Consider the following 17,879-nt stretch of genomic DNA (forward strand, 5'->3'; position numbering starts at 1 on the left):
ATACCAAACTTATGTGCCGTGTCAATATTCTTCAATCTCAGCCGCCAGCAGATCCCCGACCTTCTGCGCCAGTTGGGACAAATCCTGCAGCCTTATATAGTTCTCCCCATAAATCTTCCTGGCAAAGTCCTCGGCAATTTCCTCTGCAAAGACGCTGTTGACCAAGGCCAGCACCTTGATGCCCTGCTTCCTCAGTTCCTTGACTGAATTCGCGGTATCCTCCATGGCCTCCTGCCCGCCATAAATATGAGCAGGACCAAGACCATGGGCAGGAAGCCCTGCCTCGTCGCTTGGATTGGCGTCGGTGAGAATCAGGAGGATTTTCCGCCCCCTGGCCCCGTGAAACAGTTCCGGTACGGCCCTCAGGGCCAGCCCGTCCCGGTTCCAGCCCCTTGCCTCGTAGGAAAATATCCCTTCCGCTGAAGTCTCCGTAAAAGTCTTCAACTGCCTGAGCACCGTGCAGCCTCCTTCGCTGAAAAAAGAAGCCGCCCCAAGGGGAATCCCCGCCTGTCCCATGGCTTCGGCAATGAGGCAGGCCTGGCTGGCAATGACGGCCTGACGGCTTTCTCTGGAGGCTGAGGCATCCAGCAGGAGTAGCAGGGAAAATTCTCCATAATGGGCAGGCTCCATGGCAGAGAACACCCGCTCATCCCGCAGGTAAAGCCCCCGCCAGATACGGCCCGGAGAAAGCCTGCCTCTTCTTGACGGCAGCTCCATAGGCTGGCGGTGTACCAGCAGGCTGTTTTTCAGACGATGAGCAAGGTCCCTCAGTTCCGTGCGATATCTTGCCTGCTGCTTTGCCAAGAAGTCCAGATTCTCCTGCCGCAGCTGCCCACGCTCTGCCGTGAGCCAAAGCCTGACTCTGGCATGGGGGCCGCGGCAGTAAAAAGCCTCCAGCTCCCTCTGTCTCTCCCTGCCCCAGAGGGGCGCACCAAAACGCTCCGCCAGTTCCTCATCCCCCAGCCTATGGCCCTGCAGCCCAGGCAGGGGGATTTTCCTTGGTCCTGCTTCTGCTCCCGCCAGCTCCATGAAGGAACCGTTCCCCTGGCCCCACTGGTGGGCATGGGGCAGGACTTTCCCCAGCAAGGCCCGCAGCCTGGGATTCAGTCCGAAATGCAGCACCCTCCTGCCCGGGCTTTCCCAATGGAAGCGGAAGAACCTTTCAATGATGCCCTCCATGGCGGAGATGACTGCCCCGGTATCCATTTCTCCCGTAAACCGCAAGGCCTCGTAAAGCCGCTTGTCCCAGGGATTCAGTATCCGCACCTTCTCCCCCAGGATTTCCCGGCAGCGGATGCACTTCAGGGTATGGGCCAGCTCCTGCCGCATCATCAGCTGCTGCATGGCAAGGTCAGTGTCCTCTGCCAGAAAAGTCTCCGCATGACGGCGGCGCAAATCTTTCAGCACAGGGCGGTGAGGCTGTTCCCTTTGAAAGGCCGCCTCCTCCAGCCCCAGCCAGAAAAGCTCTGTGAAAAGTTCACCCAGCAGGGAATGATTCAATTCACGAAAATAACCAGAGAGCCTTTCCACCTCATAATGCCTGTGCACAAAGCCCACAATAGAGTTGAGATAAAGGTCAGGCTCCCCGCTCTGCTGAAAGGCCAGGAACTCCGGCCGAAAGCCATAACTGCCCGCCGCCGACCAGACCATATTGAGGGCCCGTTTATGACGAATCGAACGCCTTAGCATGGAAAAAACTCCTTTTGCCCCCAAGCCTCTGGCACCCGCAAAGCCAAAAGGTCCTCCACCAATGTCCTCTCCTGCACATCGAAGCACTTATTCATCAGCCCCATGGCCAGCGCTTCCTTAACGGTTAAGCCCAAGCGGATAAGCCGCACAGATTCCAGCAGCCCTCGCAAATCCAGCGCCCGGCCTGAGATTTCCTTTTCCTCGTACTTCTTGCGGATATCCATGAAAAGCGCCGCCAGCATATGCCCTGCCTCCTGACGCAGGTCAGGGAACTCATAGGAAAGCAGCGCCATGAGTTCTTCCTCCCCCGGCACCGGCAAATGTAGCACCACAAAGCGGGACAAAAGCGCCTCATTGAGTTCCCGCGTCCCCGCGTACCCGTAGTTCATAGTGGCAATGAAGCAGGCCGCCGGATGCAGGCGCAGCTGCTCATACCCCGGCACTTCCAGCAGCCGCCGATGGTCCAGCAGAGAGTGGAGCACCGCCAGTGCCTCATTGCGGGCCATATTGATTTCATCCAGGATGCACACGCCTCCTAAAGAAGCACACTCATGCACCGGCCCGGGGCGGAACTGCACCTCTCCTCCCTTGAAGGTATCCATGCCAATAAGATAGGAAGCGTCAACATCAATGTGGAAGGAAACATTCCAGGCAGGCCGCCCCAGAAGCAGGGCCAGACTCTCTGCCAATATATTCTTCCCTGCCGCCTTTGGCCCCACCAGCAGCAGGTTCGCCCCAGCCAGCAGCGCTGCCAGAGCCTGCTCCAAAATCTCTTTGCCAAAATAAGGATAGCGGGGCACAGCCACCTTCCGCGTGCCCTGCCAGGGGTATTTCTCCCTGAAAGATTCCGCCTCACGCAAAAGTCCCGGCCTCAGCCCCTGCCCCGTCAGTAAGATCTTTGCTTCCTCTGCTGTCACGCACCCCATCTGCCTTTCTGTGAATCCGTCTTTACCATATTCTTAATTCTTTGCCTCTGCCAAAGTTCCTTCTTATTAGCCTTGTGGCGCTGAAAATGCTATACTAAAGTCAGTACATCAGGGGAGGGATTCTTCGTGACCTTAGGGGATAAGATAAGAGCATGCCATAACTGTGAAATAAGAAGGCACCAGCTTCCGGTGATAGATGAGGCCGCCGAAGGGGATAAAGTCATCATCTGCGTGGACTACACCGCACCGCTACTGCCGCCGGAGGAGCGCAATGCCCCGCCGGAATTTGACCGCTGCTTTCCCGCCGGCCCCATGCTGGAGCCAGCCCTGAAAGACCTGGCCCGCTTTGGCTATAGCTTTTACGGCGCCTACCTTCTGAAGTGCCCGCCCCTCTCCAGCGGCAGGCCCCGAAAACCCAGCCGCTATGAGCTTGAAAACTGCTTCCAGCACCTGCTGGCAGAAATAGAAACCTTCAAACCTGTAGGAGTACTGATGCTGGGACAGGGGGTCTACATGAATGTGCTGCCGCTGCTGGGGCTCTCCCACCGCAAGTCCTACGGCTACTACTTCAACATCTACGAGCACAACGGCTTCAAGTACATAGCCGCTCCCCATCCGGGAACCCTGGACAAGCTGAGGGACAACATCCCCCTCTACATGGAAGGTATCGCCAGCGCCGTAAGACGGTGCAGCGAAGAATAATGAAGCCACTAGCATTGCCATAAAAGCCGTTTTATGTCGTTTTTCTTTTGTTTTCTTGCCCGCCCCTCTTTGTTTTGATAAAATATAGGTATAAACAAAGAGGGAGTGATACTATGCTGGGAATCGAAAGACGGCAGCGTATTGTGGATAAGATCAAGCAGGACAAGAAGGTCTATGTCTCCGAGCTGAGCCAGCTATTCAAGGTGACAGAGGAAACGGTGCGCCGGGATCTGGAGAAGTTGGAGGGAGAAAATATCCTGCGCCGCAGCTACGGCGGGGCCATCCTCTCCGAGCAGACAGGGGAGGACCTTTCCTTCCTCAAGCGCAGCACCATCAACAGCGCAGGAAAAGAATACATCGCAGACAAGGCCCAGAGCCTCATCAACGACGGCGACACCATCATGGTGGACTCCTCCACCACCTGCCTGAGCCTGCTGCACCGTCTCAAGGGGCGGCAGAACATCACCATCATCACCAACTCCATACGCCTGGCCTACGACTTCTCCGCCTCAAACTTCCGCATCATCTCCACAGGCGGTACTCTCAGGTCAAACTCCATGGCCCTCACCGGCGCCGGTGCCATCAAGGCCCTTATGGGCTACTACGCCGACGTGGTTCTCATCAGCTGCAAGGGCCTGGACAGAGCCCACGGCGTCACAGAGTCCAACGAGGAAGAGTCCGCTGTAAAGCAGGTCATGCTTCAGCAAAGCCGCAAAGCCCTGCTGCTGGCCGACAGCTCCAAGTTCGACAAGACAGCCTTCGTCAAAACCTGCGAGCTCAGGGATATCGACACCATCGTGACAGACAAAGAACCTGCAGATAATTGGGGAGATAATCTCGCCCAGCAGCAAGTTAAGCTTGTTTACTAAATATTTTGTCTTTGACAAATACAAATCATCAGCGTTATAATATACGAAAGAGGTGCCGCCCAGCGGTTGCCCTCACAGCTTAATACTTCGGATTAAACCGCTTCAGTCGCCAAACTAGGGAGCGGTTTATTTCTTTGCCTGTATGAGAATGAGCAAAATGAGAAGTAATACTATGACTAACTCATTCATAGGCTTGCACCCCATTTCTGAGGGCATTTATTAACCGCTACACAGCACCTTGTAATAAGGTACAACAAACTCCCGGGCCTGTCAACGGCTCGGGAGTTTGTTGTTCAAGTACTATTCAAGGAAGAATACCTGCTGCAGCTTAGGCTGGGCACCGGTTTCCGGGTCCATTTCCATCACCATGACATCCTTCATGTATTCGTTCCATTTGTCCACCACGGCACTGGCCGCCTGGTAATCCTCAGCATATTTCACGCCCTTTTCGCACTCGAAGTAGCCGAAGAGGTCATGTCCTGTATTCCAGATGGTGTAGTTGCTGATGCCAGCTTCCTTCAGCACCTGCTTCAATTCCGGCCAAATGTTGTCGTGGCGTTTCTTATATTCGGAGAGCATGCCCTCCTTAACGGTTGCCTTCCAGGCAAAGCGTTCCATATCCTTCACCCCTGCTTCTGGGCCACGGCCTGGGCCTGACTTGCATCTGCCACCAGCCAGCCATTTTCGTCAATCTCGTCACCATAGCGGTCACGAGTGATTTCATCCAGAGTCTTGCCCCGGTCATCGCCGCCCCAGAAGGTGCCTGCCAGCCAACTCACGACGCAGAAACCAATCATCAGGAAGGCTGCCACCTGGAAGCCAAGAGCCTCCATAATAAGGGGTACTGCAAAGCCCCAAATAGCTGCGGCAAAACGGGTGACGAAGAAGGTAAAGCCCTGAGCTGTGGCACGATAACGCACAGGGAAGAGCTCGGAACTCCAGAGCTGATAGAACTGCTGCTGCATGGAGAAGCCCCAAACAATGGTGAAGAAGAAGAGCATCCAGGTCTGAAGCATTTCTGCAGGAAGTCCCCAGACAAACCAGCTAATAACACCCAGGCCGGAGAATACGGCGTAAACCTTCCGGCGGTTGAAACGGTCAGCAGTATACATGAAAATCAGGGTGGTAAGAATGCAGACGATGAAATTCAAGGCCGTCATGCCCAAAGCCATGGAGTTGCTGAGATTACCTACATGCTCGTAGACGTAGGGCATAAAGAAACCGTTGGTGCTGGCAGCCAGATTCCAGAAAGCATAGACGCATACGCACATAGCTACGGTCTTAAGGCTGGTGCCACGAAGGAGGTCAGCATAGCGAACCTTCTTCTGCTGGATGCCCTTGGCAGCCATTTCTTCTTCCTGCTTCTTGGCTGCTGCCCACTCAGTGGACTCAGGCATCTTGAGACGCTGATACCAAATCCAGGCAGCCACCACAATCAGGTGGGCAAAGATGATGCGGTTGCCAAGCAGCCCAAACATCTCATTCATGGGGATAGATGCGGCAAACACTACAACAGGGCCAAGCATCCACGCAATCTGGGCCGAGCCGCAGTGTTTCGCTCTATTCCGCGATGGTGCCTCTTCTGCAATGAAAGTCCAGGAGGCCACCACATCAGCACCTACCATGAGGCCCACAATCACATACCCCAACAGGAACATGGGATAGTTGGTAGCCAGACAGATGATAGCTACACCAATCATGTAAATGAGCAGGGCCCAGTTATAAACGAACTTACGGCCATACTTGTCGCAAATCTTGCCGCCAATCAGGGCACCAAGAGCAGCACCACCAGTATTGGAGGAAAGGGCTGCCAAAAGCCCCATCTGCACACTACTCATGCCCAGATACTCCTCCCACATGGAAAGTCCCGAAGCTCCTGCCACAATGGAACCAGCATCGATATAACTGATAAGTCCGGCGATGAGGGTTTTCTTCCAGGCAGACATGTTGTAGTCAAGCTCCACGTTAAACACACATACCCTTCCTTTCGCTTAAAAAATATTAAGGAAATAAATATTAAGATAATTTCAGCAGCAAGCTATGGCCTGAGGCCATAACTCCACCACTTTAATCCAACAGGGAAGTATTGAGATTTATGTTGAAATCCTTGGCCAAATCAAGGAAATTTTCCTTAGTGATGGTCTGCTTCTTGCCCCCCATGGAGCGTACCTTCACACAGATTTCCGCAGCCTTTTCCACCGTATCCATAAGCCCAAAGGCCTCATCGAAATCATCGCCGCAGACAAAGAGCCCGTGATGTGCCCAAACTACCACCCGATATTTCTCCATAAGCTTGGTGGAGGCATCAGCAATAGCCTTGCCACCGGGCACCATCCAGGGCACCACTCCCAGCCCCTCGGGGAAAATCACGGGGTCTTCCGTGGCCATTTCCCAAAGTTCCCGGGTGAATTCCTTGTCATTCAGGGGCAGAACGAAAGTCAAGGCAATAAGGTTGGTGGGGTGGGCATGGTAGATGATACGGTTCTTCCCATCAGTCATTTTCTTCTTCAGTTCGTGGTTGGCAAGATGGGTAGGCAGCTCACTGGTGGGACGCCCCCCATTCACCAGCCCCCAGACAATGCCGTAGTTCTCGCCCTTTTCATCAATCTTAATGAGAGCAACATTTTCCTCCGGGGCCAGTTCCACATTTCTCATATACTTGCCGCTGCCCGTCACCAGGAAATACTCCCCGGCCAGGCCCGGCACCGTATTGCCGATGGGTAGCCATTCCTGCACCTCGTGGAGGCTGTCCTTCACAGCTTCCACCTCCTCGGCCTTCACCCGGTAAGTGAGATTGCCGCCGTTGCGCTCATGCCAGCCTTTTTTGAAGGCATCCGCCGTCAGACGGATAAAGCCCTCCATGAATTTTGCCTTCTTGATTTCCATTGGTAAGACTCCTCTATCCTTAGTTTCTCTTCAAAAGAACTTCCTCTTCATACTTCTCAACTTCCCTGAACCATTCACCGTCCAAGGGTGCGCCATTCACACGGCAGAACTCATCCCATACATCTGCAAAGGGCATGGTCTTCAATTCTTCCTGCACCACCATAAGCTTGGTGAGATTCCCCTTGTCCTGCAGGGCTTTCAGTTCCTCCACCGGCTGCAGCAGGGCAAAGAGCAGGGCCTTCTGGAAGTTGCGGTAGCCCACCGTCCAGGCGGAAATGCGGTTGATGGAAGCGTCAAAGTAATCAAGGGCCATCTTCACGCTGCCCTCAAGGCCGCCACAACGGACGATTTCCTTGGCAATCTCTTTGGTCTCATCATCAAAGAGCACCACATGGTCGCTGTCCCAGCGCACCGGACGGGTCACATGCAGGGCGATTTCATCAAAGAAGGCCAGCATGGCGGGAATCTTGTCGCTGACCACTTCCGTGGGATGATAGTGGCCGTTATCCATGAGGGGAATGCACTTATCCTTGTTCATAGCCGCATAAGCCAATGAGAACTCAGCGCTGCCAGCGGTGTAGGATTCCACCCCGATGCCAAAGACCTTGCTCTCCACACAGGGCTTCACCTGGGCGAAATCAAAAGGCTCAGCCAGAATGGCATCAATGCTCTCCCGATAACGCTTGCGAGGCCCCAGACGGTCGCCGGGAATATCCTTGAAGCCGTCCCCCGTCCAGATATTCATGACACAAGGCTGCCCCAATTCCTCCGCCAGATAAGAACTGATACGAATAGAAGCCTTGCCATGGTCAATCCAAAACTTCCGGGTTTCCTCGTTAGGAGAAGAAAGAGTCAGGGGATCGCACTTGGGATGGGAGAAGAAAGTAGGATTGAAATCGCATCCCAGCCCCCGCTCCTTGCAGAACTGAACCCACTTGGCAAAATGCCTCGGCTCCAGCTTGTCCCTGTCCACCCACTCGCCCTTCTCAAAGATGGCATAGCTGGCATGAAGATTCATCTTAGGCTTGCCAGGCACAAGGGAGATGACCTTGTCAATATCCGCCATCAACTCCTCAGGATTCCGGGCACGACCTGGATAGTTGCCGGTAGTCTGGATCCCCCCGGTCAGTGGCTTATTGGGATCAGTATCGAACCCCCGCACATCATCCCCCTGCCAGCAATGCAGGGAAATGCTGACGTTCTTCAGCTTCTCAAGAGCCTTCTCCACGCTGATGCCAAGCACGGCATATTTCTTCACAGCTTCTTCAAATCGAGACATATTCAAAACCTCCGTATATTTCATTTAGGAGAGCTACGTTTCTAGCAAACCTTACCTCCACCGCTTGCGGGGGGCGCTTAAGCGCGGGAGCCCGGTGGGCTCCCTGGAGGGGGACCGGCGAAGCCGGTGGAAGGGGGAATCGAAGCCGCTACGTTGCCTTCGCCCCTTCCACCACCTTCGGTGGTCCCCCTTCCCCGTTTCACGGGGCAGGTAAGACCTCTCCTATCATTAGCTACCAATAAAATCAGTACCAACCCAAAGCTACTCAACCTTCACTCCGTCACCCCGATGTTGCCACAAGGCAACGAGGCCGAACTCCCGAACCCCAGGGCCCATGGATGGGCCCCGCGGACGCGGAAATCACACGATGTGATTTCAGTCCGCGTTTTCTTTTGGTTCGTTTTCTTTGCGCCAAAGAAAATGAACAGACGGCAGTAAATTTAGAAAACCAACTTTCCCTCAACTTCGCTAACGTCGAAAGACCTCGCAACAACTTTGCGTGCCTCGCTCAAATCAGCGAACACCTCATCCTTCAGCATCTGCGCCATCAAATTCCCCAGCGCCGTCCCCTCAACCGGCCCGGCAAACACCCGTTTGCCAGTCTCCGTAACCAACAGCGCATTCAGGAACCGATCCTGACATCCTCCCCCCACAACGTGGATGGTGTCATACCTCTTCCCCGTGACCTCCTCAATCTCCGCCACAGTCTGAGCATAACACCTGGCCAAACTCATATACACGCAGTAGAGTAGCTCTCCCTCTGTCTCCGGCACTTCCTGCCCATGCTGGCGGCAATATTCTTTAATAGCCTCCACCATGCTGTCCGGGGCCAGGAACATGGGGTCATTCACATTCACCACCGAGGTGAAATACCTGGCTATATAGGCCAGCTGATAAAGCTCCTCGAAACTGTACTTATGCCGGAACTCCTTCCGCAAAGACTGCATCATCCACATGCCCATGATATTCTTCAGGAAGCGGTAGCGGTGATGATAGCCCCCCTCATTGGTGAAGTTATAGGCTCTGGCCTTTTCCGTGCAGTCGGGAATCATCCGTTCGATGCCCATCAATGACCACGTACCTGAGCTAAGATAAATGGCGCTTTCCGAAGAAGTGGGCACCGCCATCACCGCCGACCCCGTATCATGGGTGGCAGGCAGCACCACCTCCGCCGTGAAGCCTACTTCCTTCACGATTTCTTCCTTGAAATTGCCCACCACCGTCTTGGGCATATGCAGCGGCCCGAAGATTTTCGTGGGAATACCCAATTTCTCCATCAGCTCGAAATCCCAGTCCTGGGTTTTCGCATTCACCAGCTGCCCCGTGGTGGCGTTGGTGTATTCGTTCTTCATGACCCCAGTCAGCAGATAGTTCAGGAACTCTGGAATCATCAGAAAATTCTCTGCAGAACTTAAATGCTCGGGGTGTTCCCGCCTGATGGCCAGCAGTTGATAGATGGAATTGAACAGCTGCTTCTGGATGCCGTTGCGGCTGTAGAGTTCTTCTTCCGAAAGAACCTTGCCCAGCACCTCATCCATGCCCTGGGTCCTGCTGTCACGGTAAGCCACCGTGTCCCCCAGCACCTGCCCCGCTTTATCCAGCAGAACGAAATCCACGCCCCAGGTATCTATGCCGATGCTGGCTGGAATCCTCTCCAGCTCTTTGCACTTCTTGAGCCCCTCTACCACCTCGTGGAACAGGTGCTCAAGATCCCAGCAAAGGTGCCCGTTCTGCTTCACCAGCTTGTTCTCAAAGCGGTAAAGTTCCTCGATGCGTATCTTGCCATTCTCCAGCCAGCCCAGGATATGCCGCCCGGAGGAGGCTCCTATATCTATGGCCAGATAATACTTCCTCTCAGCCATGGAACCAACTCCCTTAAAATTGTTACTTTGTTTGGTTTTGTTTTGGTTTGTTTTGCCTTACAGGATTATAATACAACACAATAACAGAAAAAGCAATAGCAAAACTGTTATTTTTTCTTTTATTTTTTATGTTTTTGTGGTTTTATCTGTGAAACTACCACATTCTTCCCTGCCCCAAAAGAAAAATCCCCCTGCCTGACAAGAGCAGAGGGAAAACAGGTCAATCCGCAAAGTAACGGCGGATAAAGTAGGAAGGCGTGCAACTCCAGGCATGGCAGCGGCTTTCTATAGCCTTGTCATCATAAGGGGAATAATGGGGATTTTGGGGATTGAAAACCTCGCCATAGGTATCACTGCCATCTGCCAGCATGGCCCCCCAGTAATGCTTCAGATGGGAAAGGGCCTCCTGCCGCAACCCCGCCTTCAGCAGGGCCTCCACATAGAAGTGGTGCATGAAGGGAGTCTGGGGAGCATGGGGAAGCTCCGGTAGACGCTCCAGAAGTTTTCTTGCCAGATCCTCCGGCAGGAGGCCTGCCAGGACCGCCCAAATCTGGGAGTGCCAGGAGACCTGCCTTTCTGCGCCGCTTACAAAGAGGCCCTGCTCCTTATCGTATAGTCTGGCCATACCATTGGCAGCTTGCTCCAGCAGTGCTTTGAGTTTTCCTTCATCAGAAGTTTCGTCCAAAACTTCCGCCAGATTCAGCATTTTCCTCAAGGCCACGATAAAGATGCCCTGGGCACTGGCCTGCTTGTTCAGACCCTCGCCCCAATCCACGAAGCACCACCAGCTGTCCTCGTCCTGCACCAGCCCCCCATCGTCCATCCTCCGGACAGCAATTTCTATCTGCCGCAGGGCTACGGGATAGAGCTCTGCAAGGGTCGCCCTATCACCTGTCTCTTCATAGTATTCGTGCAGGGTGTTGACGAAATGCAGGGCATAGTCAAAGAGGAAGATATCATCAACCTGCAATTTTGGCTTTATAAAAAGGGTGGCGCCAATGCGGCCCTCATTCTGCCGCAGGCCTGCGAAGAGGTACAGGCAGCGCTTCACCAGCTCCGTCTGGCGGAAGGCAGCGTAGTTTGTCTTGGCCTGAAGGTAGAGGTCTCCCAGCCACATGCGCCTATCCCGCTTGGGGCCGTCCTCGAAAACCTCCTGCATGCACTCATGCAGGGTCAGAAGCCCCGCTTCATCAAGGCGTTTCAGCTCTTCATCCTGCACCTGCAAAGGCAGAACCGTGGCAAAATCCGCCGCGCTGACTGCCCGGACGGAAGAGCCCTCCACCGTCAGCCGGTATTTTGGCGAAATGGCCAGCACCCTTATCTGCACATAGCGGAAGGCATAGCGCCGGGGCAGGCCTAAGCGGGAGGGGAAATCATCAATATGCGTGCGCTCCTCCTGCAGCCAGCTGGCGGTGAGATTACCACGATAGCTGTCTACGCTCTGCAAGAGCTCAGCCTGGCTCTCCCCCAGCTTGATTTCCAACAGGGCCGGCGCGTCCGGAGGACTGCCCTGGCTGGCGAAGTCAAAGGACACATAGCCCGTGACATGGCAGCCAAAGTCCAGCAGGAGAGCGTCACCCTGCCCCAAAGACTGCCCTCGGAAATCTGCGAGGCTTTCCCCGTTCAAACGGGCAGCTTCCGGGCTAAGTTCCCGGCTATAGAGAACCGGCTTCAGTTCCTCCGCAATCTTGATAAATTCAGAATGGACTGTCATCTGAAAGTCCCTGAGGGAATTTGTCTGTGCCATATTTCAGCCCTTCTCCATAACCACGTCCAGCTTGGCTTCGGCAGCAGCCTGCGCCCTTCTCTCGTCCAGCTCCGCCTTGATGCGCGGGTAGTCCTCATCAAGCTTGTAGAGCCGCATGGTCAGCATGGAAGCTACCAGCAGCAGAGCGGGAATGTAGACATACATGGCCTCGATGGCCGTGATAGCCGCACTGCTCTGCATAGCGGCCCCGCCATCGTAACCACTGACGGCGAAAAGCAGACCAGCCAGGCCGCCAGCGGCAGCCTGGGCACATTTGCCCAAAAAGCCATTGACCGAAGACAGTGTGCCGGCGGTGTTGATGCCGGTCTTCCACTCACCGTAATCCACAGGGTCAGCCTGAATGGAGAAATAGATGCTTTCCTTGGCCCCATAGCCAGCCGCCATAATCACGGCACCGATTATGATGACAGTTTCCTGCACGCCTCCTGCCCAGAGGACAGCCAGCCCCAGCAACTGCACAGCAGCTGAAGCGAGGAAAAGACGGCACTTGCCCAGCTTCTTGGAAAGATAGGGCACCAGGAAATTCACCAGCATAGGCACGATAGACATGATGCTGGCCACCACTCCGGCCATAGCCGTGCTGCCCACATAGTATTTGAAGTAATAAATCAAGGCGCTGGCCTGGATAAAGAAACCAGTCCACATGAAGAGAATGTTCACGGCGAAAATCTTCCAGGGACGATTCTGTCCCAAAGAGCGCAGGGTTTCCTTCAGGGAAACCTTCTGAGGTGCCGCCACAGGCACATCCTCGCGGATAGAAGCGAAGGTGAAGAAGAAAATCAGGCAGCCAATGACGCCGAAGAGCAGCATCACATCGTGGTAGCCTGCGGCCTCATTACCCTGGCCGAAGTAAGCCACAAGCCACAAAGAGCAGGCGCTGACAATGCTGGCTCCCAGAAAGCCGAAGAACTTGCGACTGGTAGAAAGGTTGGTACGCTCATGGGCATCGCCGGTGAGGCTGGGCAGCACCGAAGCCAGGGGGATATTGACGATAGTATACATAAAGGACAGGCCAACATAGGTAACAAAGGCGTAGATGAGTCTGCCTTCCTCGGAAATCTCCGGCACAGTGAAGGCCAGCACGGCAAAGAGGGCAAAGGGAATGGCCCCGAAGAGAAAATAGGGCCGGGACTGCCCCCAGCGGGTGTGGGTGTGGTCTATAGCGTAACCCACCAACAGGTCTGTCACCCCGTCAATGACACGGGTCACCACGAACATCAGGGAAATGGCCGTCGCGCTCAGCTGCATGATATCCGTATAGAAGAACAAGAGATACAGGGAAATCATCTGCCAGATAAGATTGCATGCAAAATCGGCGCTGCCGTAGCCAATGCGCTGCCGCCAGAGATAAGCGGCAGATTTCTTGAGACCGTCCATCATATTACCTCCCAGAATTTCAGAAGTCTTAACTTTTCTTTAACTATAGATTATATTAACTGTTTTCTGAACATACGAGAATGGTTAAACTTCATCAATACCGCTGACTTTTTTTGACAATGCTGATAAAATAAGGATAAACACTGGGAGGTGACTACACGCGATGGAAAACATCAAAATTGTACGCAGCCAGCTGATGGCGATGAACGAGGACGAATGCTTCTATAAATCGTATCAGGAAGCCAAACATTCCGGGCAGCTGGAGAACTTCCTCACAACCCAGAACCCTGCGGAACTGGCCAAAAGGAAACTGATACTGCAGGAACTCCTGCCCGAATCCGCCCGCACGGTGCTGGTGGACGCGGAATACTTTGCCGAATCCGAAAGCCGTGCCGTCTTCCTCTCCAAGCACAACCGCTTCACGCCTCCCTTCTGGCACAACCACGTCTTCTTTGAAATCATCTGTGTGGTGGAGGGGCGGGCCCAACAGCTGATAGGGCAGGAGACCATGCCTCTTCAGGCTGGCGACTTCTGCCTGGTCTCCCCCGCCCTAGTGCACAGCCTCTCCGTCATGGACGAGGACAGTCTGGTGCTGAACCTCCTGCTGCGGCGCAAGACCATCGCTGACAGCTTCTTCCCCCTTCTGCGCGACGATGGCGCGGTGGCAGACTTCCTGCGGGGCAGCCTCTATCAGAAGGAGCACCCCGGCTACCTGCTCTTCCGCACAGGAGAAAGCGGCTTTCCCCGCGCTGTGCTGGAAATGTACGCCGAGCAGGAACGCAATGACCGCTACAGCGACCGCATAATAAGCGGCCTGGTGACCATCCTGCTGACCCGCCTGATGAGGGACTTTGCCCATGACGCCAAAAGCCCCGCCACCCTGGAGGGCAGTGAGGAAGCGGCAGAATTCCTGCACTATATCATGAACAATCTCACGGACGTGACTCTGGAAAAGGTGGCAACCCATCTGGGCTACTCCCTGCCCTACACCTGCCGCCTCATCAAGAAATGGACAGGCTCGAACTTCAAAGACCTGGTGCTGCGGATACGCTTCGAGCGAGCCGCCCGCCTGCTCAAGGACACCCGCATGAGCGTCCGACAAATCAGCGAAGCCGTGGGCTACGAAAATCCTGAAAACTTCATGCGCATGTTCAAGAAAAGATACGGCCTTTCCCCCAGCAGCTACAGAAAAGCTCAATAGGCCCCACCTTTCCTTTCTCCCCATGGCAAATCATGCAGAACATGGTATGATATATACAGATATATACATAAGGAAGCAAAGGAGCAAAACGCTATGGACTATACCAACTTTGAAGTGGGACAAAAATTTCCCCTGCCCATCAGAGAGCAGGGGGACGGGGGGCTTTTCCAGGCCGATGTGAACGGGCTCATGTTTATCCTGAAGCTCTCCCGCACGGACGTCATTGCCTGGGAGGCTTTCCGCACAGGGAAGATGGAGCTGGCCCTTTATGAAGAGGACGGTGTGCTGTTCTTCCTGTACCAGATAGACGGCATCTTCAAGGAAGGCTGGGGAGACGCCCCCTTGGGGCTCCCGCTGTTGAAGCCGGAGGAATGGCCCACAGAAGAGATCCTGCAGGACAAGACCCTGCATCTCTATCTGGTGGACAGCAACCTGCAAGTGCTGCTGTCCCTCAGGCAGGTGCAGCTGAATGAGCAGTTCCGCAGCACCATCAAGACTTACATAGAAAAACAGAAAGAAAACCACATTTCTCCAAAAGAATACACAGAAAAAGTCCACCACATCTGGCAACGCCTCACCTCCGCCGCCATGCGGGAAAGGGCAGCGGCAGTTCAGAAAGTTGAGATGACCCTGGGCCACTGATAGCAGCCTCCCCTATCCGGGGAGGCTATGTTTTTTCACAACTTTTCACTTAATGAAAGGAAACCTCTGCATTCATGCAGAATAGGTTCAACATATAATCAGCGTTATGCCACCCAAAACACGATATCAAAATTGCCCAAACATGGGAGCGAATAAGGAGGAATGCATTGTGTCCAAACTTCAGGATATGCTTGATGCCAATGCCGAATTCTGTGCCCATCCCCCGGCAGACTACACGCTGGAGGATTTGAAGAAGAGCAAGCTGCCCCAGAAGCAGGTGGCACTCATCACCTGTATGGACACCAGGCTGGTTAATTTTTTGGAACCAGCCCTGGGCATCGGCCGGGGCGAAGCCAAGGTCATCAAGACCGCAGGCAACGGCATCACCGGCGTCTTTGACGGCACCATCAGGAGCCTGCTGGTCTGCATCTACGAACTGGGAGTGAAGGAAATCTTCGTCATCGGCCATCACGAATGCGGCATGGCCAACACCACCTCCGAGGGGCTTATCAAAACCATGCTGGAGAGGGGCATATCCAAAGAAGCCATCCACATGATAAAAAAGGAGCTTACAGAATGGGCCGACGAGTTCCACCACCCGGAACAGAACGTCATCGACACAGTGGAGCTCATCCGCCTCAATCCCCTGATACCTGCAGACGTGGCAATCCACGGGCTAATCTTCCACCCCCGCACCGGCAAGGTTGATGTTGTAATGAACGGTTACGGCACTACAGCCTGAATCCTGGCAGCATCATCTGGCAGCAACTGATAAAACAAGGCCCTGAGCATCCCCCATGCTCAGGGCCCTATTCTTTGGCCACTTGTTCAGAATCTAACCACATTGCAGTCATCAGCCCCACCACCTCCAATCTATGGTAAAATGGTAATACTGATAATTTACGAATCAAATTTACAGAAATAGGTGTTTTCATGGACAATCCATATATAGCCGAAGCCCAGTCCCTGCTGCGCAAGTACTATGGCTACCCGGACTTCCGGCCGGCCCAGCGGCCGGTGGTGGAGAGCCTGCTGTCGGGAGCAGATACCCTGGCCATCATGCCCACGGGAGCTGGCAAGTCCATCTGCTTTCAGGTGCCGGCTCTGGTTTTCCCCGGGGTGACTTTGGTCATCTCCCCCCTGATTTCCCTGATGAAGGATCAGGTGGACGCCCTCCAGGAGCAAGGGGTGCCTGCTACTTTCATCAACAGCCAGCTCACCGCCAGGGAATCCTCCCAGCGGCTGCAGGCCATTGCGGCGGGGCAGTACAAGCTGGTGTATGTTGCCCCGGAACGGCTGGATACTGATTACTTCCAATATATCATCGAGCAGCAGGAAATCTCCATGGTGGCGGTGGACGAGGCCCACTGCCTTTCCCAGTGGGGCCACGACTTCCGTCCCAGTTACCGGCAGATTGCCCCCTTCATCGCCAGCCTCCCCCGCCGTCCCCTGGTAAGCGCCTTTACTGCCACGGCTACGCCGGAGGTCAAGGAAGACATCGTAAACCTCCTGCACCTGCGCTCACCCCAGGTGCACGTAACAGGCTTTGACCGCCCCAACCTGTACTTCGAGGTGCGCCGGGGGGAAGACAAGAAGAAATTCATCGAAAAATACCTCAAGGCCCACAGCGATGAAGCAGGTGTCATCTACGCCGCCACCCGCAAAGAAGTGGACAAGCTCTATGAGCATCTGGCCAAGAAGAAATTCGCCGTGGGACGCTACCACGCGGGCCTTTCCGACAAGGAGCGCACAGAGGCCCAGGAGGATTTCCTCTATGACAACGTACAGGTCATCGTGGCTACCAATGCCTTTGGCATGGGCATCGACAAGTCCAATGTGCGCTTTGTCATCCACTACAATATGCCCAAGAACATCGAGGCCTACTATCAGGAGGCAGGCCGCGCCGGCCGGGACGGAGAGCCGGGCAGCTGCATCCTGCTCTATTCCCCCCAGGATGTCATGACCCAGAAATACCTCATCGACATCTCCACGGAAAACGAGGAGCGCAAAGCCCACAACCTGGGGTGCCTGCAAAAGATGGTGGACTACTGCCATACCCCCGAATGCCTGCGCCATTTCATCATCAGCTACTTCGGGGACAGAAGCGGCGAGGTGACCTGCGACAACTGCGGGAATTGCAAGGCAGGGCTGGAGAAAATCGATGTGACCCTCGACGCCCAGAAAGTCTTCTCCTGCGTCTACCGCATGAAGGAGCGCTTCGGCCTCAATCTGGTGGCCCAGGTACTGAAAGGTTCCCAGGACAAGAAAGTTCACGAGCTGCGCTTTGACCAGCTCTCCACCTTCGGCCTGATGAAAGAACGGAAGCTGGCAGATATCAAGCTGCTCATCCAAAGATTCGTAGCCACCGACTATCTGGCCATCACCGAGAGCAAATTCCCTGTGCTGACCCTGAAGCCCGCCGCCTATCCCGTGCTCAAGGGACAGGAAAAAGTCTTTCAGGCCGTGCCCAAGCCAGAGCCTGAAAAAACTCCCGCCGACTCCGGCCTCTTCGACAAGCTGCGCCGCCTGCGCAAAGAAATCGCCACCCGGGAGCACGTTCCTCCCTACGTGGTCTTTTCCGATGCCACCCTCAAAGATATGTGCGCAGTGCAGCCCAAGACACTTGACGAAATGCTGGAGGTCAAGGGCATCGGCGAGATGAAGCTGGAAAGGTACGG

General features: G+C 54.6%; 15 protein-coding genes. 6 read left to right on the forward strand and 9 right to left on the reverse strand.

Features of this window, described 5'->3' with window-relative positions; genetic code table 11:
• Nucleotides 1–21: 21 nt before the first annotated feature.
• Nucleotides 22–1,689: a hypothetical protein gene (locus tag BLW59_RS09075; protein WP_139283617.1), complete on the reverse strand. Its 1,668-nt coding sequence runs from the start codon at nt 1,687–1,689 to the stop codon at nt 22–24.
• A complete protein-coding gene (locus BLW59_RS09080) occupies nt 1,683–2,606 on the reverse strand; it encodes an AAA family ATPase (protein WP_217634613.1) in 924 nt (307 codons plus the stop codon). The genes BLW59_RS09075 and BLW59_RS09080 overlap by 7 nt, the downstream gene beginning before the upstream one ends.
• 135 nt (nt 2,607–2,741) lie before the next feature.
• On the opposite strand from BLW59_RS09080, the gene BLW59_RS09085 reads away from it, so the two are divergent.
• Nucleotides 2,742–3,317 (forward strand): uracil-DNA glycosylase family protein, encoded by a 576-nt coding sequence (locus BLW59_RS09085; RefSeq protein ID WP_139283618.1) that lies wholly within the window; start codon nt 2,742–2,744, stop codon nt 3,315–3,317.
• A 113-nt stretch (nt 3,318–3,430) separates the two neighbouring features.
• A complete protein-coding gene (locus tag BLW59_RS09090) occupies nt 3,431–4,186 on the forward strand; it encodes a DeoR/GlpR family DNA-binding transcription regulator (protein ID WP_074697535.1) in 756 nt (251 codons plus the stop codon).
• 300 nt (nt 4,187–4,486) lie between these two features.
• On the opposite strand, the gene BLW59_RS09095 is transcribed toward BLW59_RS09090, so the two are convergent.
• From BLW59_RS09095 to BLW59_RS09125, 7 genes are all read right to left on the reverse strand, one after another.
• A complete protein-coding gene (locus BLW59_RS09095) occupies nt 4,487–4,804 on the reverse strand; it encodes an L-rhamnose mutarotase (RefSeq protein ID WP_074697536.1) in 318 nt (105 codons plus the stop codon).
• Between the two features lie 5 nt (nt 4,805–4,809).
• Nucleotides 4,810–6,159: an MFS transporter gene (locus BLW59_RS09100; protein ID WP_139283619.1), complete on the reverse strand. Its 1,350-nt coding sequence runs from the start codon at nt 6,157–6,159 to the stop codon at nt 4,810–4,812.
• 94 nt (nt 6,160–6,253) lie between these two features.
• Nucleotides 6,254–7,072 carry a rhamnulose-1-phosphate aldolase gene (gene rhaD, locus BLW59_RS09105; protein ID WP_074697537.1) on the reverse strand — a complete coding sequence of 273 codons (819 nt, stop codon included), beginning with the start codon at nt 7,070–7,072 and terminating at the stop codon, nt 6,254–6,256.
• A gap of 19 nt (nt 7,073–7,091) precedes the next feature.
• Complete coding sequence (locus BLW59_RS09110; protein WP_074697550.1) at nt 7,092–8,351, reverse strand: L-rhamnose isomerase; 1,260 nt, start codon at nt 8,349–8,351, stop codon at nt 7,092–7,094.
• A 440-nt stretch (nt 8,352–8,791) separates the two neighbouring features.
• On the reverse strand, nt 8,792–10,213 hold the full coding sequence (gene rhaB, locus BLW59_RS09115) for a rhamnulokinase (protein WP_074697538.1): 1,422 nt from the start codon (nt 10,211–10,213) through the stop codon (nt 8,792–8,794).
• Between the two features lie 220 nt (nt 10,214–10,433).
• A complete protein-coding gene (locus BLW59_RS09120; RefSeq protein ID WP_074697539.1) occupies nt 10,434–11,960 on the reverse strand; it encodes a family 78 glycoside hydrolase catalytic domain in 1,527 nt (508 codons plus the stop codon).
• Between the two features lie 3 nt (nt 11,961–11,963).
• A complete protein-coding gene (locus BLW59_RS09125; protein ID WP_074697540.1) occupies nt 11,964–13,358 on the reverse strand; it encodes an MFS transporter in 1,395 nt (464 codons plus the stop codon).
• 163 nt (nt 13,359–13,521) lie between these two features.
• On the opposite strand from BLW59_RS09125, the gene BLW59_RS09130 reads away from it, so the two are divergent.
• The 4 genes from BLW59_RS09130 to recQ all read left to right on the forward strand — a co-directional run.
• Complete coding sequence (locus tag BLW59_RS09130; protein ID WP_074697541.1) at nt 13,522–14,559, forward strand: AraC family transcriptional regulator; 1,038 nt, start codon at nt 13,522–13,524, stop codon at nt 14,557–14,559.
• Between the two features lie 93 nt (nt 14,560–14,652).
• Complete coding sequence (locus tag BLW59_RS09135; RefSeq protein ID WP_029542792.1) at nt 14,653–15,201, forward strand: hypothetical protein; 549 nt, start codon at nt 14,653–14,655, stop codon at nt 15,199–15,201.
• A 169-nt stretch (nt 15,202–15,370) separates the two neighbouring features.
• A complete protein-coding gene (locus BLW59_RS09140; RefSeq protein WP_029542791.1) occupies nt 15,371–15,943 on the forward strand; it encodes a beta-class carbonic anhydrase in 573 nt (190 codons plus the stop codon).
• Nucleotides 15,944–16,134: 191 nt separating this feature from the next.
• Nucleotides 16,135–17,879: DNA helicase RecQ (recQ, locus tag BLW59_RS09145; protein WP_074697542.1), on the forward strand; the 1,745-nt coding region annotated here is incomplete at its 3' end.

It is taken from the genome of Selenomonas sp. KH1T6, assembly GCF_900108415.1.
GTDB lineage: Bacteria > Bacillota > Negativicutes > Selenomonadales > Selenomonadaceae > Selenomonas_B > Selenomonas_B ruminantium_A.